The 22,823-nt window shown below is 60.6% G+C and carries 15 protein-coding genes, 1 tRNA gene and 1 pseudogene; 4 read left to right on the forward strand and 13 right to left on the reverse strand.

Annotated features, from left to right (window positions below; genetic code table 11):
* Positions 1–136: 136 nt before the first annotated feature.
* The 5 genes from NLM25_RS34415 to NLM25_RS34430 all read right to left on the reverse strand — a co-directional run bounded on the left by NLM25_RS34415 (position 137) and on the right by NLM25_RS34430 (position 6,359).
* Positions 137–1,108 (reverse strand): hypothetical protein, encoded by a 972-nt coding sequence (locus NLM25_RS34415; RefSeq protein WP_254122264.1) that lies wholly within the window; start codon positions 1,106–1,108, stop codon positions 137–139.
* A 315-nt stretch (positions 1,109–1,423) separates the two neighbouring features.
* Complete coding sequence (locus NLM25_RS34420; RefSeq protein ID WP_254139823.1) at positions 1,424–2,860, reverse strand: hypothetical protein; 1,437 nt, start codon at positions 2,858–2,860, stop codon at positions 1,424–1,426.
* Positions 2,861–2,908: 48 nt separating this feature from the next.
* Positions 2,909–5,194, reverse strand: coding sequence for an AAA family ATPase (locus NLM25_RS34425; RefSeq protein ID WP_254122268.1), 2,286 nt, complete (start codon positions 5,192–5,194; stop codon positions 2,909–2,911).
* A 426-nt stretch (positions 5,195–5,620) separates the two neighbouring features.
* Positions 5,621–5,755, reverse strand: coding sequence for a hypothetical protein (locus NLM25_RS43995; protein ID WP_256565533.1), 135 nt, complete (start codon positions 5,753–5,755; stop codon positions 5,621–5,623).
* 424 nt (positions 5,756–6,179) lie between these two features.
* On the reverse strand, positions 6,180–6,359 hold the full coding sequence (locus NLM25_RS34430) for a helix-turn-helix domain-containing protein (RefSeq protein ID WP_254122270.1): 180 nt from the start codon (positions 6,357–6,359) through the stop codon (positions 6,180–6,182).
* Positions 6,360–6,516: 157 nt separating this feature from the next.
* Between NLM25_RS34430 and NLM25_RS34435 the strand changes: the two genes are divergently transcribed.
* On the forward strand, positions 6,517–6,927 hold the full coding sequence (locus tag NLM25_RS34435; RefSeq protein WP_254122272.1) for a hypothetical protein: 411 nt from the start codon (positions 6,517–6,519) through the stop codon (positions 6,925–6,927).
* Between the two features lie 1,693 nt (positions 6,928–8,620).
* Here NLM25_RS34435 and NLM25_RS34440 read toward each other — a convergent pair.
* From NLM25_RS34440 to NLM25_RS34450, 3 genes and pseudogenes are all read right to left on the reverse strand, one after another.
* Positions 8,621–8,944, reverse strand: a complete 324-nt coding sequence (locus tag NLM25_RS34440) for a DUF736 family protein (RefSeq protein WP_254122273.1) — start codon at positions 8,942–8,944, stop codon at positions 8,621–8,623.
* Positions 8,945–9,609: 665 nt separating this feature from the next.
* Entirely contained in the window at positions 9,610–9,921 is a 312-nt protein-coding gene (locus NLM25_RS34445; RefSeq protein WP_254122275.1) for a DUF736 domain-containing protein, read from the reverse strand.
* A 711-nt stretch (positions 9,922–10,632) separates the two neighbouring features.
* Positions 10,633–12,644: pseudogene (locus NLM25_RS34450) on the reverse strand (ParB/RepB/Spo0J family partition protein).
* 514 nt (positions 12,645–13,158) lie between these two features.
* Here NLM25_RS34450 and NLM25_RS34455 point away from each other — a divergent pair.
* Positions 13,159–14,196 carry an IS110 family transposase gene (locus NLM25_RS34455; RefSeq protein WP_254137022.1) on the forward strand — a complete coding sequence of 346 codons (1,038 nt, stop codon included), beginning with the start codon at positions 13,159–13,161 and terminating at the stop codon, positions 14,194–14,196.
* 974 nt (positions 14,197–15,170) lie between these two features.
* Positions 15,171–16,502 carry a hypothetical protein gene (locus tag NLM25_RS34460; RefSeq protein WP_254139824.1) on the forward strand — a complete coding sequence of 444 codons (1,332 nt, stop codon included), beginning with the start codon at positions 15,171–15,173 and terminating at the stop codon, positions 16,500–16,502.
* Between the two features lie 57 nt (positions 16,503–16,559).
* On the opposite strand, the gene NLM25_RS34465 is transcribed toward NLM25_RS34460, so the two are convergent.
* From NLM25_RS34465 to NLM25_RS34485, 5 genes are all read right to left on the reverse strand, one after another.
* Positions 16,560–16,635: transfer RNA gene (locus tag NLM25_RS34465), tRNA-Lys, on the reverse strand.
* Positions 16,636–16,805: 170 nt separating this feature from the next.
* Positions 16,806–17,414, reverse strand: coding sequence for a Spy/CpxP family protein refolding chaperone (locus tag NLM25_RS34470; protein ID WP_254122281.1), 609 nt, complete (start codon positions 17,412–17,414; stop codon positions 16,806–16,808).
* A 204-nt stretch (positions 17,415–17,618) separates the two neighbouring features.
* Entirely contained in the window at positions 17,619–18,632 is a 1,014-nt protein-coding gene (locus tag NLM25_RS34475; protein ID WP_254139825.1) for a TRAP transporter substrate-binding protein, read from the reverse strand.
* 218 nt (positions 18,633–18,850) lie between these two features.
* Positions 18,851–20,413 carry a 2-isopropylmalate synthase gene (locus NLM25_RS34480; RefSeq protein WP_254139826.1) on the reverse strand — a complete coding sequence of 521 codons (1,563 nt, stop codon included), beginning with the start codon at positions 20,411–20,413 and terminating at the stop codon, positions 18,851–18,853.
* A gap of 559 nt (positions 20,414–20,972) precedes the next feature.
* Complete coding sequence (locus tag NLM25_RS34485) at positions 20,973–21,218, reverse strand: hypothetical protein (RefSeq protein ID WP_254139827.1); 246 nt, start codon at positions 21,216–21,218, stop codon at positions 20,973–20,975.
* A gap of 305 nt (positions 21,219–21,523) precedes the next feature.
* Here NLM25_RS34485 and NLM25_RS34490 point away from each other — a divergent pair, with 305 nt between their 5' ends.
* Positions 21,524–22,756: an SMP-30/gluconolactonase/LRE family protein gene (locus NLM25_RS34490; RefSeq protein ID WP_254139828.1), complete on the forward strand. Its 1,233-nt coding sequence runs from the start codon at positions 21,524–21,526 to the stop codon at positions 22,754–22,756.
* Positions 22,757–22,823 lie beyond the last annotated feature (67 nt).

The raw sequence follows: 22,823 nt of genomic DNA on the forward strand, positions 1-22,823 counted from the left end.
GTGCGTGGCGGTAATGCGTAAGCTCGGTGCTAAAATGAGCGGCGGGAAGGTTGCCGCTGGAATGCTAGCGCTCTTGACGCCGCGAGCTCTTCTTAACTCACCAAAACGATTGTGACACCGCGCGGTCGAAACATCTCTATACGCGAAGGATGCGCTCAAGACCCTCGAAAAGGTATCCGTCGCTGGTCTTTCGGTAAGGAACGTAGCTGATGTCGAATTTCCTTAAAACGCGCGCGATACCCTTGCCGGCATATCGCGACAAGTCTGGCTTTTCACTGACAATGACCATGCGGTCCGCCTTGGCATGTTCATTGTAGACCAGCACCTGCCCGCACGCCAAGATCAGGTCGTGGGTTCGAGCCGCTGGCTTGACCTCAAAAAGAGCCGATTTCCCATTTTTTTCGACGAGTAGATCGGGCGTCACGCCTTCACAGGCGCGGAGCGCATAACCAAGCGCTTCGACCTGCTTCCACAAGGCGGTCGTGAGTGGATTGTGCTGCGCGAGAAAGACAGCGCTTGACCGCACACCGCCCTTCGGGGGTCCCGCATCCAGGCCGCTTCCGCCCTTCTTGCCTCCCCGACCACCACCGGACCTCAGATCGGGGTTGAGGCGACTGTAGTGATACTTTAGGACACGATCAAAGAAGCGATCATCATCGACGTCGGCAATCCGGAAGTAGAGCCGCCCATTGATCTTAATCTTTGCCTCATCTCGATGCGGCCGAGCTCGCCCATCCCGAGCGTAAACGCGACCGTCATGGTAGAGCGCAATTCTACCCTTGTCGCTCGCAAGGAGCGCGGCCGTTTTGCCAATCCCCGATTCTGCGCTGTAAGTCGCGAAGCCAAGGATATTTCTGTTGTCCTGTGATCCATCGAGGGGCGGCCCCCACAAATTGATCCCCATCCATTTAAACCCGATCCAGAAATCGAGCCCGAAGCCGGCAATATCCTCGGAGCCCTTGTAGCCGCGCAAGAAATATTCGTTGCCAGGTTCATGACCCGTGAATTGCCTCTTCATGCGATTGTGTAACCGCTCGAATATCTCGGTTTGCTGCTTCTTCGAGTTGATAACGATCGGCCCCATAGTGCCCCCCGGACTGGCGAACATGGCTTTAGAAGCCTCCCTTTGCGGACGCCGCCCAGTGGCGGGCAGGATATGCTAACGTAAGTCTGCTTGGCTCAATGGCATGGTTGGCAGACATGACGCCTTGTCCGCAATCTACCTCAACGGCCTTGCTGCAAACCATTTCCGCAGCCCCGACGAGGCCGCGAAATCGGTGCGCCGGCTCGAGCGAGTCGGCAAACGATAACTTCCATCAACCGCGACGGTGAAATCTATGCCAGCGGCAAATCACTCCGCGAACTCTCTGGCGAAAACGAAACCGATACTTTGCGCCGTAACGAGCGGCTAGGCAGACGCGCTTCAGCCGGCGGGCTCAGAACCACCCCACTTTGCTTTTAGCATCCCAGCTAGCTCAACAGATTCCGATAGGGTCAGGTTGGATAACTCTTCAGCCAGCTTGGGAACATCGATCGCCGGTCGACTGCCAGGGTACTCGTCCTCTGTGAAGCGCGTGAGGGTCATATTCCCTGCTTTGAAGAACCCAAGTTCATCCCGGATTTTCTGAGCGTTCTGCATCCTATCGGCCGTCCATTCGGCCGTGTCCATGAAAATGAAATCCTCCGAAGAGCCTTCAACGCCGCTCGCATCCATCGCGATGCCAACGATGAAACGCTTTTCCGGCATGGCCGCCTTTGCGGCTTCGCAGCGCAGGCGCAGAATCTTGGCTCGCTCTTCACGATATGCTGCGTGATCTCCGCCCTGATCGCCCTGGCCAACATAAAGGACATACCCGACGTCGGCCTGATTGGATGGCAGCAGCGTGCCAATGGCGTTCTTTTTGGCCGCCTCCATCCGTCCCACGATGAGCTTTGACAGCACCCGCCGATGAAACCTGGTTTCCCCAGCCAAGATACGTGCCCCACGTTCATAGTCCGACATGTCCAGTTCGTTGCCGAACTCGAGGGTCTCGTCGAGGTAGTTGTCGGTGATGTACTCGATGATCCCGTCCCAGAACTCGCTGGCCTTGTTCGCCTCGCGGCCGGCGAGAAACTCCTGCGACGCCTCGACCGTTGCCCACAGCCCCCCCGGGACGGCGAAGTCGCCTTCGATGACCGGAAACGATCTGTTATTGCAAAGGTAGCACGCCAGCAGATCAGTTTCCGCCTCGGCATATTTGAAGTTGGGTCTCTCCATCAGCGCGACTTTGCTGTTGAGATAGTCGATGAAGTCCTTGATCGTCGATAGCTCGTTAAGAACCGTTGTCAGGCTTTCCTCGTCGAATACGTGTACCCAGCCCTTGGCCTTGTCCGTTATCCCCACGGTGAATCGGACGGCGTCATTCAGAACGGCGGGTTCAATCCTCAGTGCGCGCTTCCCCGTTTCCGCTTCGGCCCGGTCAAGAGCGCAAAGGGCAATGCAAATGCGGTGCACGCGGATGTCGTTTGCATTGGGCAGATTGATCGGCAGCCGTTCCTGGCACTTCACATCCAGAAAGACTTTCTCCGGGAAGGCTCGGATGCAGCGCTCTGCCTGGGCGATCTGCCTCGCTGAATCATCGATCGATTTGCCGTACCAAAGCTTCCAGTCCAGGTCGGCGTTGCCGGTGCTGGGATAGCCGCAAGACTTGTCCGAAAAGATAACCACATCATTGCCGAACACCACGAGTAGATCGGTCAGCTCCTTGCCCGGCTTTCTGAACAGGTTCGGGTAAGTCCAGAGCTGAAGGAAGGATTTGTCGCACAGCTCTGCCAGCATCTTCTCAGACGCAGTCTGCCCCTCCGACTTCTTGAACCGCATCTCATCCCTCGCCCTGCTTGTTAGTCCCTCGGTTTCCTAAGCCGGACATCATGCCTGCAGCGCATTTACGATGCGGAGAGTTCGCCGCACGTAGCCTGTCAGCTCTACCGGGTCGATCTGGTCTGGCGTGATATCACCCATATTTTCCCCGTGGTGATATTGGCTGGTGTAGCCGTTGATCTGGTCGAGTTCATCATAAAGCGCTTGGGCCGGATGTGAGGCTCCGCCTGTCCTAATCTTACCGACCATGTCGCCCAGCCATTCAGTTGCAAGGAAGCTCGACGGGTAAGTGGTTCGGCAATAGGTCTCAAGCACCACTCGCATCTTTCTGATTACATCGACAAGTGTGCCGGCGCCGTTGATCAGATAGGTTTGGAGGTCATCAATATCGGTTGCCGTTCTGCCCTGAGTGGCCCTTTCAAGATCAATCTCCGAAAGCTTCGAACCCTGGGACCGCTGATCTGATATGCCAAGGCAGGCCCGCTCTGAGTGCGGTGCCTTATCCCACAACTGCTTCAAAAACGTTGCATCGTGCGACAGGACGACGAGTTGGCGACAACTAGCGGCCAGCTTCATGATCTCGTGCACGGTCTGGCGGCGCCGGAATGCGTCCTGGCTGTTGAACGGATCGTCGAACATCACGATCGTATTGGCCGCCTCGGGGTCGCGTTCTAGGTGGGCCAGAAAGAACGCCAGCGCCAACGTGGTCCGGTCACCGGCGCTAAGGGTATTCTTGAAGCTCGGCTCGCCGGCAGAAGTCTTCCCGTCGCCGATGTCGACCGGGACGTTGTTGATCACCAGCTGGTAGCTCGAGGTGGCGATACCGCCAGGATACCCGTGCTTGGTCTCTGTGATTGTAAAACCTGCATTGAAGGCGTCGAGAAAAGCATTGATGCGGTTCTCATACGGTTTGACGACGCCTTTGGTGTGTGCGTCCAGCGCCGCGCGTGCTGTGTCCTTCTGCGCATCGACGGCCTCCTTGGCGGCCACGAGGGCTGTATGGGCGTCGCAGAGCACCTTCACGTCCGGCATGTGCCTGGTCTTAACCGCTCTGAGGCGTGTCAACTCGGCTTCAGCGGCCTTCAAATCAGCGGCACCGGTCTCCGTCTTTTTTGCCACGATTGTAGCGTTCGCCGCCTTGATCGCGTTATTCACGCCTCCCAAAGCCGCTTGAGCCGCCTCATAGGCGGCTAATGCAGAATTGAATTTGGCGTCCAGTTCAATCGCTTCCAACGGGGCGCTTGCCTTTCGGCGAAGGAGTTCGGCCGCTACCTTGGCAAGGTCCCGCGCGGCTGCCGAAGTAGCGGCCGGCAGGTCGAGGGAGGTTGCCCCTAAATCGCAATACTGGCTCCAGAAGATAACGGCCGCACTGTTTTGTTCGGCGAGCGTCTCCAGACGCGCCAAGGCGGTCTCACCGAACAGTTGGGTAATCGATGCCGCAGCGGACGCAATCTCATCAGCCAATGCCTTGTAACGCTCGCTGAAAACCGACCGGTAAGCGGCCACCAGGGGTAACCCGGCGATGTCCTGGCCGCAGAAAGGACAACTCTCGGAGGCGTGTTCAAGCCCGCGGGCGACCCAGTTGGCTCCCCCGTCCGACATGCCGTGGCTCGCAAGGTGGCTTTTCAGCAGCTGTTCTGCATCGGCGGCGATGTCGTCGATGGTGCGCCCCAGGAGACCCACGAAGGTCGAGGGCATGTCCGGACAGGGAAATTCCACCAAAGGCTTGCGTTCCCTGATGGCACTCGCCTGCTTGGCAGCGTCTACGTTTTGCTGCTGTTTGATAATCTGAGCAGCGATATCGGCAGCTTCTGGCAGCGCGACAAAGCTCTCCAGCTTCATACCAGCTGGTACGTGAGGGTTGATAGCTTTGGCAGCCCCAGTGATCTCGGCCGTCTTCGCGCGGCTGTCTTGAGCCAGCCTCGCGTCTTCCTGCGCCAGCCTGACGCCCTGCTCGCCGACAATGACGCGGTAGAGGTTTCGCTTCTGCTCAATGTCGACAACATCGCCGGAGTGGACGTTTTCAGCGACAAACACCCCGTCAAAGATCGCGATCGCGGGCTTGGTTGTTGTCCAGGCCGCGCCGTCGAAACGAACCGCACCGGTATCGAAAAGAAGCTCCACACCTGACGGTACACTCACGCCCAGCGTCTTGCGGCCGGTAATATGGGATGCGTCCCCCGTTTTGAGCGAACGCATGATCGCGCAGATCGTCGTTTTACCGTACCCGTTAGCCCCGACGATGAACGAGTGCCGAGCGAGCTCCCGGTTTCCTGAAGCTGCTGAATTCCGAAAGCGGCCGACATTCTTGATCGCAATGATCTTTTTGAGCATACGCGTTTCCCCCAGCAGCATCTAACCCGCTGCCGAGAAACAGGGAAAGTGTATTTTCGCGATTATCCAACACTCGGTTGAGCGCCGGCAGTCTGCCCGATTATGCGGGCGCCTTGTCGCGCAGGCGATCAGCCAGCCGGCGTGAGACCTTCAGCAGAAGCGGCAGGTTCTCTTGAGTTAACTCCAGATTACCTCTGCATCAATGTCGCGGTACTCGTGGCGCAGGAAGTTGCCCAGCGTCTCGATTTTCGCCAGGCAAGCTCAGGTGCAGAAGGCAGAATTGCGTGGGAGGAGCAACTGGCCGTCACCCGAACTCATTGCAGCTTACGTCAGCGATCATCACGGGACCGCGCGCGAGCTGCATAGCTACACGGCCCACCATCTCACGATCTTGAAAAGCGACTCTGCAACATCCACGGCGCGATTTCAAAGGGCGATGGATGCGCTGCTGGCGGAAACATCGAGCCGCGCCTCGCGCGAGCGGCTGGCCAAACTGTAGGTCCAGCGCGACGTGATCGAGGCGACCATCGCCGAGGTCGCCTGCCCGCGGTCGAATTTCATCCCAAAGCCGCAAACGCGCATCACGAGAAGGTGTGGGACCTCAAAAGGACCTGGCTGGCTCGGATGAGAACAGCTGCCTCGCAGCCTGCGAGGCCATCAGGAGGATTGTTGAGAAAGTCGTCATCCGTCCGCAGGGTCGGTACAAACCCGTTGAGATCGACGTTCACGGCTAACTCCTGCTCAGGATTTCCGAGAGGGCGGCAGACCCCCAATCTAGGAGGGCGTTGGTAGCGCCGATAGGAGTTGAACCTATGACCTTCAAATTATTAGCCTGACGAAGAGTATGCGCACCGCGATCCTCAATTTGGCCGGAAGGCCCACTTCTCGAAGACAGTCTGCTAGCCACGCCGGTCCACGGCTCAAGCTGCGATGGCTTGGCACCCCCAGTTTAGGACCGCCCGATTTGAGGACAGACTAACCGAAGCTACTCGTCCTTCAACAACTTCCAAGGCTCCACATTAAGGCCCCTGGCAATCCTTGCCACATTGTCAATTGACACGTTTCGTTCCGAGCGCTCCACGCCGCTAAGGTAAGTGCGGTTTATACCGCTCTCAAGCGCAAGCGCTTCCTGGCTCAGGCCGCGCGCAGCTCTGAGGCGGCGCATGTTCTTCGCCAGAGTATCGCGCAGGGGGCCCTTGTGCGTCCGTTTCACGAGGATAGAAGGGCCCCGCTGACGCCTTTAAGGCGACCGCTTTTAAGTTACAATCGACGCGGCTCCGTGCTATCTTCCGACAATTGGTTGGACTCGTGCGGCTAGCGCCATGGTTCTTGTGAACGATGCAGTGGAAGCTTTCCTTGAATTGGGATGCGAAAACGGGACCCCCCTCGACCCGCTCTGGTACAGCGCTGGTTACCGACTGATCAGGACCGGCGAGATTGTCTGCTCCGTCAAGTTGCCTTGGTCGGTCGCAGAAGCCGCAATACTCGGCCGGTCGAAGGTCTCGGTTAGCCTCAGCCCAAGCGGGCAAATCGAGGTGTCCGCAGGAGGAGTCCTAGTAAACGAACAAATCGATCGACTTGTCGCCCGCGCTGTCAGCGAAGAGAATCTCGATCTGGAGGAGGCCACAGCTTTGGACCTGAGATCGCTTCTGCATTGTCTCGAACACTCGATGGACCTGGTCAAGGGAGCGATCGAGCGAATGCCAACGGCCCCTGCGGCCGCAATTGATTGACAAAGCTTCCTATGGCACGAGGGGCTTACGACAACCCGAGCCATCGTTCGATCGGCCTCGCGCGGTTCGGTCGAGCACGATCTGTGCTCCCGAAATCGATTCCCGTGTGGATGGCTCTTCGAGCCGCCCCCAACAAGGGCCTTCACTCCAAAGCAAAGATCAAGAAATCGCCGGCCGGCCACAAAAATCAGCCACAATTGCTCGGCTCGCTGAGGCGCCTGAATTGCTAGGTCGTGACCGATTCCGGCGGCCTCCGAGTGATCTCGATATGGCCTCAAATTCACTTGTGACCAGATTTTTCCGCGCCATAGTCATCACTTCTGCTCAACACGACGTAACTACCGGCCACCCGTGTTGAAAGGATCAGCGGTTACCAATCGAACCCGGTGCCGAGAGCCTGCTCTCTATGTTGAGTCGCGGACGAGCGACGTCAGGTCAACAACGCGCATTGGCCCTTGCTTGCTACTCCGCCCATCAGCATCGCGCCCAGGGCCAGCTACGATCGATGCGGGCCTCGTCAATGATGATCGATAGTCGCGGATTGCTCCTCTTCTGCTATTTCCGAGGGACGATGCCGGAGATAACTCTGTCTTCCGCTCTTTTCGGTCACGCTCGGCCAAACGTCGAATTCGTTGCCAAACTCCTGCATCGCCTCGTGGTACGCGCTGTTGTGCGGAGCCAATCAGTGCACACATCAAGATACAGACGCAACCATTCAACATCGCCATTGCATTAGGGAAGGTTTAGCGACATCACTTACATCGATAGAGCCAAATCCTGGATGTGCAGACAACCACTTAGTCGCTCTCAGGCGCCAGTGCTTTTATCTTGCACTCACTCCCCTCCTCTTTGTTACTCGCTAACCCTTCCTCATCTTGCCGCACCAGCATCTGGCGATCCAAACGACACGCAAAAAAATCGACGGCTCCGCACGTGTCCAAGCTATCAATTGTAGCCTCTCGGCGGCCTATAGAGCGGCGCAAATTCTAGTGGCATTGGAGCGAGCTTCCTCATCGGAATGGAGCGAAAAAGCCATCGAGCGACCTTCAATTCCGGGCAAAATTACACCCCGCGCAAGTGCATTTCTCCGATCGAAACGGGACGTTTGGCCAGTTGCTCTACCGCGCGCGCCTCTACTGAGAGTTCGGTCGAGGGCGCTGCCGTCTGCTGGCCAATTCATTGAGCAAGAGCTGCGACGATCTAGCAGTTAGCTTGCGGGGCTCCACTGTTTGCGAGCGTTTGCGATAGCGATCGTTACCCGAAGGGCCGAGACACCCGTAGGGTGGCTCGGTGAGGAGCGAAGCGACGAGTAGAGCGCGGGCCAAAGGCATCGCCCATATGCCATCTGCAGCAGCCGGACACTTAATTGGTCTTCTGGCGCGCTTGATCTCAGCCATGGTCGTTTCCTCAGTCTGCCATGGCGAGGTGCTGGCATCGACGCAAGACAACGTCGCTAACCGCAAAATTTGAAAGCCCGTCGAGCGTTGTGGAGAGACATAAGTGGGCCGAAACACAAGAATTCCAAGCTCGGAAGATCGCCTATTGGAGCCTTGAAACGCTCACAAACCGACAAGGATTCTCACGTCGGCGGACTGAATTTTTGACGCCGGAGCCGCTTAAATCGCTCAAAAAAACTGGCGTCCAGGAGACAAAAAAAGCTCCCGCACAATGCGCGGGAGCCCACTTTTTTGACTTAGTCGGCATGATTCCAGACGAGAAAGAAGCCGCCGTCACCGCCTAGGCCAACCGTTCGACCAAGGCTGGCGCAGAGCCTACGGCCCCCAAAGCCAGGTGCTGCGAGCGACAGGCTGACGTAGTCCGTTGCGCGGCTCTCGCCGCTCAGAATTCGACCGGATCCGACCTCGATCCCTTGAGTAAAGATGCGGAAGTCTGCAGGAGTATCGCCGGATTTATCGCGGTTGGGTACGATGTCGATGTGGGCGCAGATGGGCAGCAATTTGAGCTCGCCGCTGAAGCCGCCGTCCATTGTGCGGGTGACGAATCCGATCGCGGTCATGGTCTGTCTCCTTCGTTGCCGCAGGGGCCGATGCCCTGCGATGGCGAGACCGTCATGGCGGACGGCACCCATCCGAACCCTTGGGGGCGAAGCGCAGCGGCGCACCTGAGCTCGCTCCTTTTTTGCAGCGAAGCGGGCGCGAGGAGCCGGCTTGCCGGCGGGGAAAAAAGGCAGCGTGCGAGGGTTTCGGATAGGGGACGGCTGCCATAGGTCGTAGCGCCAAAAGCAGGGCATCGTGCCCCTTCAGACGGGGGAGACGGGCCTTGCCGCAGAACGTCATTCGCCCACGTAAACGGCGCGTGGGCAGCGACTCGACGTGCGCTTCACATCTCGATCTTCTCGCGATTCAGACCAGGTCATTTGGCTCGACGAGCGGCTCGGCTGCGCATCCGAGACGTGATGCCGGAGCCGCCAATCAGTCGAATCCGGTGCCATCGAGCTGATGCGCAGACGGCGATTGAACTCGCGAACCGCCATAAAATGCGTCCAAAAGCTCGATTTTATTCGCAACTCGGCGCCTCGAACCCGCTTCAAGGAGTGCCGCGAATCCGTGGCTGCGCGCCTCCCTTTTCTAGAGAAAAATGCCCTTCCATCTTCCTTCAAAGCGGCGCAGGAACCGCAAAATAGCCCCGCCTCCGAGGAGACGGGGCCGATGATCCCCGGCGTCAGTCGCCGCTGCGGCGCGACCAGATCAGGCTGAAACCTTCTTCGCCTTCGACCTTGACCAGCGAGGCGTAGATCGGAGCGGGGAAGCTCGGATCGTCGAGTTTGACCGAGAGATATTCGCGGTCGCTGTCGCGGACGGTCTTCTTCCAGGCGGCGCCGAATTCGGTCGCTCCGGCGAAAATCCTGAAGTCGGGAGCCTTGTCGTTGTCCTTCTCTGAGGCCGCGAACTTGGCCTTGATGTTCAGCGTCAGCGTCTTGATCGAGCCGGTGTAGCCGTTGTCCGAAGCGGTGAAAGTGCCGATGGTCGCCATGGTGATCTCCGTCTGTCTGTTGCTCGGGCCACGCCCATCGCAGCCTCGATGGCGATCTTTGGCCCGGGGAGCGATCGGCCCGCAGCCCTTGGGCCCGAAGCGCAGCGGAGGACGGCGAAAGCCTGCTTTTTTGTCTTGCGCGAGGAATGCCGCCTCTCGGCGGCAGGGGAAAAAAGCAGGCGTGAGCTGTTGCGGGAAGGCGATCGAGGCTCTTGCCGTCCCTCGGGCCTGATCAGCCAATCGAGGGTGCGTTGGACGCGAGCCCATGACCGGACTGACGGAGATGGCCGTGGCTGCCAGAGCCCACCACAGCATTGGAAAACGGCGGGATCGATCAGAGAAAAATCGACGTCTGCGCATCAAGCGCGAGCAAGATGCACCGGATAAAGCAAACGAGCTCGACCGCATTTTCGAATTAGGAAACGACGGCGGGCGCCCAGGATTATTCGCGCGACTACGCGGCGGATACGCGAGATCCAGATACGATCAGAACCCCAACCTGATCGCCTGGCCGCCGCCAAAAGGGAGGCGCCGCAAAAGCTCACCGGTTCGCTGCAAATGGCGCAGATCAGAGGGATCGTGACCCGCATTTGGAGACGGGCTAACGGGCTTAGCCGCCGCATCACCTCAACCAAACCGGCCGCGCACCGTTAGGTACGCGGCCGGAATTTGAAAGTGAGCCGGGGCATGCTCGCCGTCCCGGCTCACCTCTTACTCAGCAGCTTGCGAGCAGAATTCACGCCCTTGCGCCTCGTCTGACGTGCGGGCCTGATCCTCCGTTTTCACCGTACGGAGGACAGACGGCAACCAGTCCGTTGCTGCCAAAAGCTGCTCAGCGGCCGCTGCCATCTCGACCTTTTTCATTCCTGACAAACGTTCGGCGGCCTCCTCGCCGACGCCTTCGCGGACGGCCTCCAGAATGCCCGCCTTGGTGACCCGGCAGAGATAAGATTGCACCGTCGGCCGCCAATATCCGGTCATGTCGAGGCCCACGGCCCCGGCCATACGGCTGGCCACGGCCAACGCGCGAGGTCGCAGATCAAATGGCAATTTGACCGCATTGACCGTTGACGCCGTGCAATGGGCGAACAGCGCCATTCGGCTATCGTAGTCGAGTTCGGCCACGAATTCCCACAGCGCGGCGACGTCCCGGGGCATCTGCCTCGCCCAGTTCGCATGACCATCCGACCACGCCTTTCCGGCCGGCGTGTCTTCGATTCCGGCCGCATGCGTCGACAAATCCGCCTTTACGGGCTGAATACCGACCACATGGGCATTGGCGCCGATGTAGAAGATTTGCGCAGCAAGCGCGTGGGTGACGGCCACGATGGCGACCTCGGGCTGCTCGCTCAAATTGAGACGCAGCCCGAGGGTACGGTGCGCGGTGAGGTCACGAATGAGCGTGTCAGACAGCTTCTGCTCCTCGTCTTCCTCTTCATTCTCTCCGTCCTCTCCTTCACCATCGCGCGTGGCTTGATCGTCCCCGTCGCCTTCCTCGTCCTGCCCCTGAGCGTCGCCATTCCGCCCGGCCCCGGGTTGGGATTTGTCGTCCTCGGGACGGATGAAACCGCGTTCGATCCTGACGGTGCCGTCGTGATTAAGGATCACGAACGCGCCGCCGCGCGCGACATCGCCGGGATCGTAGGCCTGCCTTTTCGCTTCGAGTTGCTCGATTTGGCTCTCCAATTGACCGAACCGTGCATCCACCTCATCAGGCAATTCCTCGGCCGTTTGATGCTCTTCCGTCAGCCAATCGAACTCGGTTTGAAGCGCTTGAAGAGCGGCCTGATCTTCCGCCGAAAGCTCGACCGGATGCGGGTAAGCGCGCTTCATCCCGTGAGCATGCGGGAAGTCGAGGTGGGGCTCCGTCCACTTCCATCCCTCGGCCATCCGCAAGGCATCCGCCTCCCGGCCAAGCCGTGCGGTCACGAGCAAGTCGAGCAGCGCCAAATCTTCCAGATAGCCGCCACGGTCCTCGGTGAAGAGGTCACGCAAGACCGTACCGCCCGCCTCGACATAGGCTTCGAGCCCGACAAAACGCGCACGGCGATCCGTTGCGGCCACGTGTGTTTCGGTGAGGAGCCGGCGGATCGTACCGGCTTCACGGTCGTAGGACAGGCACTCATAGACACTCTCCTGCCGGGCCTGATCGTCGGTAATGGCAAAGGCCATCAACTGCTCAAGGGTCAGATCGCCCTCGCGATAGAGCTGGATCAATTTCGGGGAAACGGCACCCAACCGGAGCCGTTGCCGCACCACATGCGGCGTCACACCGAACCGGGCAGCGATCTCCTCCGCACCAAAACCACGCTCGTCCGCAAGCTTCCTGAACGCCTCGAACTGGTCGGCGGGATGCATGTTTTCCCGGGTAACGTTCTCGTCCAGGCTGATTTCGTGGGGGTCATTCGCGGTGTCGATGACGCAACGGATCGGCTCGGTCTTTTTGATCTCCTTCCGCTTCACCCGCAAAAGCTGGGCAAGCCGCCTGCCCTCGCCGATTGTCACGAGATAGTACCCTGTGGCGGCTCCCTCTCCGTCCAACTCCGGTTCGACCACCAGATTCTGCAGGATACCCTTGGCGGCGATACTCGCGCATAACCCTCGATCGCCGCTTCACTGTGCGGCGTCTTGCGCGCATTGTTTGGGGATTTCTTGAGCTTGTTGAGCGGAATCAAAACCTCCGTCCCGCTCGCCGGAATGATTTCAACTGACTTGGCCGACATGATCGTATTTTCCTTTGCTTCCATGGGTGCAAGGCGCACCACGCGCCTGCGCCCCTGCCCGTCGGCGAGACCGGGGTAGCAAGTGCCAGGGCGACCCGACCGGAGGGGGATCACCCGCCCGTAGGGGCCGCTCGATAGAAGCGGGTCTGCACAAGCGTGGGCCATGCAGTCCGGAGTTGGCGGATTGAAACAAGCGCGGAAGACCGGGGAGACCGCTCGGGGCGGCGCCGGCACCAGCCGGCGCTTCACCCTGGCGCGCGCGAGGGGCGGAGCCCCATAGATTTCAAGCATTAGAATGTTGAGCAAGTCACCGCGGGTGAAAGCAGGACGTCGGAAATAAGAGCAAAAGTGAGCAAATCAAAAGAGGCACCCGCAAGAGGGTCAGCATAGCGCCGACGCGAAAGCGGCGGGACCCGGGACCGAGTGCAGTCGCGAGATGAAGTAACCGGGCACCAACCTCTCGGGCGCATAATACGTCGATCGATTCGCCCAACAAGATGAGCTGGAGATCCTGATGAATTACTTCGCTGGACTCGACGTCTCTCTCAAGCGCACCGCGATCTGCATCGTTGATCAAGATGGAAATATCGTCCGGGAAGGAGTGACGGACACTGAGCCCGAGGCGCTAATTTCCTGGCTGAAAAATACCCGCTTCGCTTTGCGGCGCGTTGGGCTGGAGGCCGGTCAATGTTCCTCGTGGCTGTCCAAGGGGCTTTCGGAAGGTGGATTACCGGTCATTTGTGTTGAGACCCGACACGCAAAGAGCGTGATGCAGGCTCAAACTGTCAAGACGGACCGCAACGATGCTCGCGCGCTCGCGCAAATGATGCGAACAGGATGGTTTAAGGCGGTTCACATCAAATCAGAAGACAGCCAAAAGCTACGAGCATTGATGGGCAGTCGTCGGTGCCTGCTCGACAAGCAACGCGACCTCAACAATCATATTCGGGCAGCACTTCGAACCTTTGGATTCAAAGTGGGCCTTATCGGCCAAAGCCGCTTTGAAGAACGTGTACGCGAGCTGATCGTAGCTGATGGAGATTTACAGGCCCTCGTCGTTCCATTGCTAGAGGCCCGGCGCATGCTCGGCGAACAGGCGCACGTGTTGACGCGCTTGATTGGGCGCCTGGTTCGGAGCGATGCTATTTGCCGCCGGTTCATGACGGTTCCTGGCGTTGGCCCCCTGACAGCTTTGGCATTCAAGACGACCATCGACAATCCAAGCCGCTTCCGAAAATCACGGCATGTTGGCGTCCATCTTGGACTGACCCCGGGCAAATACGCATCCGGAGAGGTCGATTACAACGGGCGCATCACCCGGTGCGGCGATGCCTTTGCTCGAGAGCATCTCTTTGAAGCAGCGCACTCATTGATGGTCAACACCAGACGTTGGTGCTCGCTAAAGGCATGGGGCATCCGCATTGCCAAGCGCAGCTCCATGAAAAATGCACTGGTTGCGGTGGCTCGCAAGATATCCGTCATCCTGCACCGCATGTGGTGCGACGGCAGCGACTTCCGGTGGGAGAGATCGGAGGCCACAGCGGCGGCCTGACACCCGAGTGCACTGATCAGCGGAACACGGCCGAAAGGCTGTCAAGGAGTCCGGCAGGACGAGGAATGGCGAGGGTGATGACCGGTCTGCAGCGCGAGCCGATCGCTCCGTGACTGCGCTCCCGAGATGGTCCCGCCACTTCTTCACGAACATCATCATGAGGCGGGGATCCCGACCTCGAAGAGAAGCGCGATCGCCGGATAGCTTTGACGCCATGGTAGGTTCGGAAGGGACAGCCACAATGCGGCAATTAGATCAGATTTGGTACTTGACGCCCCAACCCCGGTTAGAGAAGACCGGTTAACAAGGCACCCGCGCGACGGGCAGTGATAGCGGTGCCGCGAAGCGGCAGCCCTTCGCGCGAGTGCCTCCGGCGAGCGACACATTATATATCTGCTGCCTGCGCGAGGAATCGAAGCCGAAGGCCAAGACGCAACGCGGCTCGGTTCACGAGAGCCCGGTGCGGCGATAGCCGCACGCACGCCATTTGCGCGCACCCGATATCAACGACGAGATCCTCGGAGTCCAAAGGATGGCTACGATTTGCATTGGCGCCGGTTGGGATAACGCGAAGATGATCGATTTGACGAAATAGCGATCAGCCTGATCGAGATGACGCCAGCAGTCTGATCTGGGCGTAGCATGCGGCAACGTTGTTTAGCTTGGAATTGCCGGATTGACCGAATGATGTTTGCTCTGCTGCATGGCGATCGATGGATCCGCAGCCCAACCGAGCAGTGATAGCAAGTCGCGCGAGGCCAGATCGCGGCATTCCACACGATTGCCGCGCTATCCCGAGCACGGGGCGTGGCCAGCCGAGATGCGAATTGACATGCTCGCCGCGTATCTTGATTTCCGGAGCGTGGACGAGCTCGTGCGCTCTATTTCCAAGGGACACGCGCCGGCGCCGACCGGCTATCGAGTCCGCGGCCGATCGCGAGAGCCTATTTGGTCTAAGTTGGTCGTAGACGAATATGTTGCGCGGGACTCCGCTATTCGGCAGAATCGGCAGTCAACCGATCTGGCAGCGCTGGTATGAAGCCTCCGAAGACCGCTTTGAAATTGCCTCGGTATTGCAGAAGGAAGCCTTTAAGGAGTGGCCGGTGGGCTATTTCTTTGAGCCTCCGACCTGGGCACGTGATCAGGGATGCCATGTCAAGGCAGAGCCTTTGGGCGAGGATTACGCGGCCGCCGTCGAACGCGCCGAGTACGTTCTTCTGCCGGCTTTCGATAGTTGGCGTTCTCGTGGTCTTACGGATTTGGTGCCGCTCGGCGTCGCGCCTGGATCATTCGACTGGCTCGCCGGGGTGTTCAAGGCTCATCAGAAGTGGAAGGAAATCGACCACAAGACGCAGCGTCTCTATGAGCAGGGCCTGACGCTATTCGCTGATCACTTATTGAAAGACGGTACGCGGGCGGGGTCGAAGCAGATCGCCGACTTTACAAAAGGCTTCGTCGACGCCGTCTATGCGAAGCTCCTCTTTGTTGAAGAGAAGGATGCCGACGGCAACATTGTGCAACGGGAACGCCGGCGCTTCGCGAACGCTGCGATGACGGCCTGCCGTCGTGCCTGGTTCGTCGGACAGCGCGCGGAAGAGAAGAAAGTGCCTGCCGTCAATCCGTTCTCCAAAATGGGACTGAAGGCGCGCGCCCCGGGGCAGCCAGCGCGAGAGACGCCGACTGCAACCTGGGACGAACTCGTTGCCTTTCGCGCCAAGGCGAACGAACTTGGCTATCGATCCGTGGCGACGGCGGCACTTGTCGCATGGGAATGGCTCCAGAGAGAAGAGCACGTCTTCGGTGCTCTCGAGATCGGCCACTACAGACCGAAAGAGCGCCCGAACAGTGTGCGTATCGTCCATCCGAAGAATGGCGAGGAGGCCTGGTGGCCCCTGTTCGACGAGACTGGCGCGACCTTGTTTCCCGAGCTGATGGCAGAGCTGGACGCAATCAAACAGACGACACTGTCTGGCCTAGTTTTTCGGCGCGACCATATGCACCGGAGGTCAGCCACCCCGCTGCCATGGATCACAGCAAAGCAGGACCTTCGCTACCTGCGGGAGGTCGTGAAGAAGATCATTCGCGCAGCCGGTCTTCGGGAGGAACTGTCCTTCACGTCATTCCGCCACGGCGGCTTCACCGAGGGTGCTGACAGCGATTTGACAGACGCTGAGCTCAGAGCCGCGGGCCGGCACCGCTCATCGCGGCAGTTGCCGACCTATGCAAAGCGCACACGGAAACAGCTAATTTCCGGCACCAAGAAGCGACGAGAGGAAAGAACAAAGGCAGCCGGTTTGTCGGAATAGCCATCGACCGTCTGTCGGAATGACGACCGCGACAAACCCCTAAGCTATTGAAAAGCTTGGTGGGCGCACCAGGGCTCGAACCTGGGACCCGCTGATTAAGAGTCAGCTGCTCTACCAACTGAGCTATGCGCCCGAAAGGCGGTCAATGCCTTGCGAGGCCGGTCGTTTAGCAAAGCGATCCGGGGATGGCAAGCGATGCGGCGAAGGTTTTTCCACAGTCCCCAAAAAGCGAAAAGCCGCTGGATTCCAGCGGCTTCCCCAGGGTTAATCTCGGGGTTAATCCCCGCAAAATCCCGCACTGGCTCAGAGCCGGCCCTCGCGATCCCGGTCCGGGCCGCCATCGCGGTCGAAACGGTCGCGGTGGAAGTGCTCCATGCCGCGCTCCATCATGCGGTCCATGCCCCGTTCCATGAAGTGCCGGGGCGGGCCGTCCCCACCGCCCCCGAACGGGCCGCGGTGGCGGGTCAGCACGGCAAGGCGCCTCTTCTGGCCCTCGTCGAGCGTCTTGTAGAGCGGATCGGCGGCATCGGCGATCTTCTTCAGGGCGGCAGAGCTGGCGCCCATGTCCTCGGCGCGCTGGCGCAGGCGGGCGATCGGATCATCAAGCCTGTCGGCATCCCTCGATGCGTCACCCGGGCCGGCATTCATCCGCGCGTTGGCGCGGTCGATGCGCAGCTTGGCGAAGTCGCGCACGGCGGCCTCGACCGGCGGCCACAGCTTCTCCTGATCGGCATTGAGCTTCAGCCCGGCATGGACGGCGGCGATCCGCGCGTCGACGAAAGCGGCGCGGTCCTCCGGGTTCATGCGCATGTGGCGGATGTGCTCCATCCACGGGCGATGATATTGGGCATAGACCGCGCCCGAGCCGGCGATGCTGAGCACGGCGATGGCGGCGATGGTGAACTTCCTCATACGAACCTCCTCTGGAAGGATGCCCGCGAGGATGAGCGCGATGCAGCTGACGCGCAACTTACAACTTGGACAGGGAAGCCGTTCTTACAGAGATGTAACTACCGTGAATGCCTGTTCAGATGCAGACTGAAATGATTTGCAACAAAAAGGGCTTCCATGCAGTGCACGGAAGCCCTTTGCGCATGCATTATTTTGCCATGCACGTTAGTTCGTCGCGCTCTTCGCTTCCTTCTGGAACTCGTCGATCAGCGGCTGACCGACGCGGCCTGCGGCGTCCTTGTAGACCGGCTCCATCGCCTTGCGCATCGCCGCATCCTGCTCCGGCGTGAGCTTGATGATCTCGCTCTTGCCGCTCTTCTTGATCTCGGCCAGCGCGTCGTCGTTCTCCTTCTGCGACTGCGCGTTGTTGAAGTCGGTCGCCTCCTTCATCGCCTTGGACAGCTGGTCGCGGATGTCGGCCGGCAGATCGTCCCAGAACTTCTTGTTCACGATCACGACGTAGCCGATGTAGCCGTGGTTGGTCTCGGTGATGTACTTCTGCACCTCGTGCATCTTCTGGGTGTAGATGTTCGACCAGGTGTTCTCCTGCCCGTCGACGACGCCGGTCTGGAGCGCCTGGTAGACCTCCGAGAACGCCATCACCTGCGGCAGCGAGCTGAGCGCCTTGAACTGGGCCTGGAGCACGCGCGATGACTGGATGCGGAACTTGATGCCCTGGTAGTCGGCGGGCGTGACCAGCTTCTTGTTGGCGCTCATTTCCTTGAAGCCGTTGTCCCAATAGGCAAGGCCGGTGATGCCCTTGGGCTCTAGCAGCTTGAGCAGCCGCAGGCCGAGCGGGCCTTCCGTCACCTTCCGCAGCGTCTTCAGGTCGGGAAGGATGTAGGGCAGATCGAACACCTCGAACTCGCGGATTCCGAGCGGGCCGAACTTGGAGTTCGAGGGCGCCAGCATCTGCACGCTGCCGAGCTGAAGCGCCTCGAGCTCTTCCTTGTCCTTGTAGAGCGTCGAGTTCGGGTAGATTTCAACCTTGACCTTGCCGCCGGTGTACTTCTCGGCAAGTTCCTTGAATTTCTCGGCCCCCTTGCCCTTCGGCGTGTCGGTGGCCACGACGTGGCTGAATTTGATGATGATCGGCGACTGGGCCGATGCCGGCCCGGCCAGCGCCAGCGATCCGGTGAAGACCGCCACCGATACCGCAGCCAAAATGAGTTTCCGCATGCTTCCTCCCGCACGTTTTTCGTGGGGCACGGACCGCCGGCCCCAGGCCTTAGTTTCAAGACTTGAGGCAGCTTTATAGGGAAGCAGGCAGGGGCGCCATTGCCCCTTAGCAGGGGTCTCCTTGCAAAAATGCGGTATCGAACATCCGCGCGGCCATTCAACGAAAAACGCGGCGCCGGGGGCGCCGCGTTTCCGTAGCTTCATCCGGAGCGTAAGCGTCAGCTCGCTGCCGCCGTCGTCACCGTGTCGCGCTGGCGCTTCATGACGATCTTGTTGAGCGCGCCGAGATAGGCCTTGGCCGAGGCCACCAGCGTGTCCGGATCCGCCGCGCGCGCCGTCATGGAACGGCCGTCATGCGACAGCCGCACCGAGACTTCGGCCTGCGCGTCGGTGCCTTCGGTCACGGCGTGGACCTGGTACAGCTCGAGCTTGGCCTCGTGCGGCACCAGGCGCTTGATGCAGTTGAACACCGCGTCCACCGGCCCGTTGCCCTCGGCCTCCTCGATCTTGATCTGGCCGTCGACGTCGAGCTTCATGGTCGCGCGCTGCGGGCCATGGGTGCCGGCGATCACGGTCAGCGAGGTCAGCTTGATGCGGTCGTGCGAGGCCGCCATCTCCTCGTCGACCAGCGCCTCGATGTCCTCGTCGTAGATGTCCTTCTTGCGGTCGGCGAGCGCCTTCATCCGCGTGAACGCATCTTCCAACTGGTTCGGGCCGAGCTTGTAGCCCATCTCTTCCAGCTTGTGCACGAAGGCGTGGCGGCCGGAATGCTTGCCCAGCACCAGCGAGGACTGCTTCAGGCCGACCATCTCGGGCCGCATGATCTCGTAGGTGGAGGCGTCCTTCAGCACGCCGTCCTGATGGATGCCGCTCTCATGCGCGAACGCGTTCCGGCCGACGATCGCCTTGTTGTACTGCACCGGGAACGAGGTTGCCGCCGACACCACCTTCGAGGCGCGGGTCAGCTGCGTGGTGTCGATCTTGTTCCAGTACGGAAATTTGTCGTTGCGCACGTTGATCGCCATCACGATCTCTTCCAGCGCGGCGTTGCCGGCGCGCTCGCCGATACCGTTCACGGTGCACTCGACCTGACGCGCGCCGCCGACGATGCCGGCCAGCGAGTTCGCCACCGCCATGCCGAGGTCGTTATGGCAATGGACCGAGAACACGGCCTTGTCCGAGTTCGGCACGCGCTCGATCAGCGTCTTCATGAAGTGAGTGTATTCCTCCGGCACCGTGTAGCCGACCGTGTCCGGGATGTTCACTGTGGTGGCGCCGGCCTTGATGACGGCTTCCACGATGCGGCACAGATACTCCATCTCGCTGCGGGTGCCGTCCTCGGCCGACCATTCGACGTCGTCGATCTGGTTGCGGGCGCGCGCGACCATGGCGACCGAGGTCTCGAGCACTTCTTCCGGCGTCTTGTTCAACTTCACCCGCATGTGCAACGGCGAGGTCGCGATCACGGTGTGGACGCGGCCGCGCTTGGCGAACTTCACGGCTTCAGCGCAGCGGTCGATGTCGGCCGGATGAGCGCGCGACAGGCCGGCGATGACGGAATTCTTGGAGCGGCGGGCGATCTCGCTCACGGCTTCGAAGTCACCCTGCGAGGTGATCGGAAAGCCGGCCTCGATGACGTCGACGCCCATATCATCCAGCAGCTCGGCGACCTCGAGCTTCTCCTCGAAGGTCATGGTGGCGCCGGGGCACTGCTCGCCGTCGCGCAGCGTGGTGTCGAAAATAATGACGCGGTCCTTGTCGGACTTGTTCGCGGTGGCCATTTCAAATTTCCTTTTGAGCTTTCGCGCCGTCAGTCTTCTGGGCGCTTGAGGTGTCCGGTGATCTCGACCAACCCCTGAGCGCCCAGGCGCGTGGCGCCCAGCCGGCCCTCAGGGGCAAGTAAGAAGAAGCCCGCCAATAAGGAGGGTGGGCAGCAGCGCGGCCGGGATCGTGGCGGCGGCCAGAGCCACCTCCCCCGAAATCCCATCGATTTGGCCGCGAATCAGCATTGCCAGACCCTTTTGAGCCCTCAAATCCTCGGTCAAAACCGTTGACGGTTGGTTGCCGGGAGGCTCAATGCCGCGTTTCTAGACGAGAAATGGCGGCAACTGCAACGCCAAAAGATGGTCAGTAGAGATGACCTAATAGAACCGCGAAGCGTCCGCGACGGCGCCCCCCGCAACCCGATCCACGGCTCGTGACGACGTACGACCGCCCCTCTTCGGGGATCCCGATGGGCGGTTAATGCGGTTAACCAGAAATTCTGCGAAGGCAGGCGCATGCGCGAAGCGATGCGTGGGGACGCCGGCCACGGATTGCGCTTCGCCTACGGTCGTCTGGCTAGCTCGCGCGGCGACTGCGGGCCCGGCTTTCCCAACGGTCCAGCATCTGACCGAGCTCGCCGGTGGCGACGGGGGCGGCCTCGTTGGTGTTGGCGGGCGCGGCGGCGCGAAGCCAGCCCGGCTCGGTATATTCACGCCAGCGGCGCGCCTCCGCCCGACGTTTGCGGGAGACGAGATCGCGGGTGACATAGCCGGCAGTGAACGCGATGGCGAGCGCAATGACCAATGCAACAACGGCTAACACAATGAACTCCGGCTGATGCCCCGGCAACGTTCTGCCAACATCGCGCGCGAGGTCAAGGCTTGACACGCCCTAAAAACGGTCCCGGTTAACCGCCAGGGTGCGAAGACAAGCACCGAACGACAAGAGCGGGACGAATTGTCGCTTTTGCCCTCGCGGAGCCGCAATGCGGCCGCCTTTCAGCCCCTGCCAAGCCGGCGTCGCGCAGAGGCTGCGAGCCTGCCCCTCGCAACCGGCCGCGGACCGGACTAACCTTCGCCCCGCTCGGCCGGATCAACCGGCCAGCCGAACATGATCGGGAGGACGCGATGACACGCCAAGAGGCTCGTGACCACGAGCAGCGTGACCAGGATGCTGCGCTTTCACGACGAACACTTGTCCGGGGACTTGCGCTCGGCGCCGCCGCCACGATGGCCGGCCCCGCGCTGGCCCAGACCGGACCTGCCGCACCGCCGACGACCATCACCACCCCACCGCGTGATTTCGGCCCCAACGGCGCACCGACCACCTATTTCTGGGACCCCGATATCATTGCGGTCGATCCCTCCTTCAACGATCTCGCGCAGCCCAACACCGCGATCAAGCGGCTGCACACCGGCCTGTTGTGGGCCGAGGGCCCGGCCTGGAGCGCGCAGGGCCGGTACCTCTTGTGGAGCGACATTCCCAACAACCGGCAGATGCGCTGGACCGAGGACGACGGCCGCGTCAGCGTGTTCCGCTCGCCCTCGAACAATTCCAACGGCAACTCGTTCGACTTCCAGGGCCGCCAGCTCTCCTGCGAACATTTGTCCCGGCGCGTGACGCGCTACGAGCACGACGGCACCGCCACGGTGCTCGCGGACGCCTATCAGGGCAAGCGGCTGAACTCGCCAAACGACATCGCCGCGCATCCCGACGGCAGCTACTGGTTCACCGACCCGCCCTATGGCGGCCAGCTCTATGAAGGCGAGCCCGACGTCGCGGGCGGCCCGAGCAATGCAGGCGGCAAGCTCAATCCGCGGATCGGACAGCCGGCCGGCTTCGTCCCGGGCAAGCGCGAGTTGCCCACCAATTGCTATCGCATCGACCCCTCGGGTCGCATCGACCTCATCGTCACCGAAGAGCAGGTGCCGGATCCCAACGGCCTGTGCTTCTCCCCCGACTACAAGAAGCTCTACGTCGCCTCGACCGGCAAGGGACCGGGCGACACCGGGCCCGGCGGCAAGGGCGAGATCTTCGTGTTCGACGTCGGCAGCGACAACAAGCTCTCGGGTCTCAAGAAGTTCAGCGACTGCGTGATCGACGGCGTGAAGTGCGGGCCCGACGGCCTGCGCTGCGACGTCAACGGCAATCTCTGGGCGTCCAGCAATGCCGGCCGCGCGGTCGGCTACAGCGGCGTGACGGTGTGGTCGCCGGAGGGCAAGCTGCTCGGCCGCATCCGCCTGCCGGAAGTCTGCGGTAACGTCTGCTTCGGCGGCCCCAAGCGCAACCGCCTGTTCATGGCCGCGAGCCAGTCGCTCTACGCCGTCTACACCGCGACGCAGGGCGCAGGGCCGGGCTGAGGCGGCACGGAGCGGATCACGACACGGCGCCGGCGTACCTCGCCGGCGCCGAATGATGCTGCATCGC

The organism is Bradyrhizobium sp. CCGB01, assembly GCF_024199795.1.
Lineage (GTDB): Bacteria > Pseudomonadota > Alphaproteobacteria > Rhizobiales > Xanthobacteraceae > Bradyrhizobium.

Coding starts and splice junctions, on each gene's coding strand:
- NLM25_RS34415 (WP_254122264.1), bottom strand. CDS start 1,108: ATGTTCGCCAGTCCGGGGGGCACTATGGGGCCGATCGTTATCAACTCG.
- NLM25_RS34420 (WP_254139823.1), bottom strand. CDS start 2,860: ATGCGGTTCAAGAAGTCGGAGGGGCAGACTGCGTCTGAGAAGATGCTG.
- NLM25_RS34425 (WP_254122268.1), bottom strand. CDS start 5,194: ATGCTCAAAAAGATCATTGCGATCAAGAATGTCGGCCGCTTTCGGAAT.
- NLM25_RS43995 (WP_256565533.1), bottom strand. CDS start 5,755: ATGAAATTCGACCGCGGGCAGGCGACCTCGGCGATGGTCGCCTCGATC.
- NLM25_RS34430 (WP_254122270.1), bottom strand. CDS start 6,359: ATGCGCCGCCTCAGAGCTGCGCGCGGCCTGAGCCAGGAAGCGCTTGCG.
- NLM25_RS34435 (WP_254122272.1), top strand. CDS start 6,517: ATGGTTCTTGTGAACGATGCAGTGGAAGCTTTCCTTGAATTGGGATGC.
- NLM25_RS34440 (WP_254122273.1), bottom strand. CDS start 8,944: ATGACCGCGATCGGATTCGTCACCCGCACAATGGACGGCGGCTTCAGC.
- NLM25_RS34445 (WP_254122275.1), bottom strand. CDS start 9,921: ATGGCGACCATCGGCACTTTCACCGCTTCGGACAACGGCTACACCGGC.
- NLM25_RS34455 (WP_254137022.1), top strand. CDS start 13,159: ATGAATTACTTCGCTGGACTCGACGTCTCTCTCAAGCGCACCGCGATC.
- NLM25_RS34460 (WP_254139824.1), top strand. CDS start 15,171: ATGTTGCGCGGGACTCCGCTATTCGGCAGAATCGGCAGTCAACCGATC.
- NLM25_RS34470 (WP_254122281.1), bottom strand. CDS start 17,414: ATGAGGAAGTTCACCATCGCCGCCATCGCCGTGCTCAGCATCGCCGGC.
- NLM25_RS34475 (WP_254139825.1), bottom strand. CDS start 18,632: ATGCGGAAACTCATTTTGGCTGCGGTATCGGTGGCGGTCTTCACCGGA.
- NLM25_RS34480 (WP_254139826.1), bottom strand. CDS start 20,413: ATGGCCACCGCGAACAAGTCCGACAAGGACCGCGTCATTATTTTCGAC.
- NLM25_RS34490 (WP_254139828.1), top strand. CDS start 21,524: ATGACACGCCAAGAGGCTCGTGACCACGAGCAGCGTGACCAGGATGCT.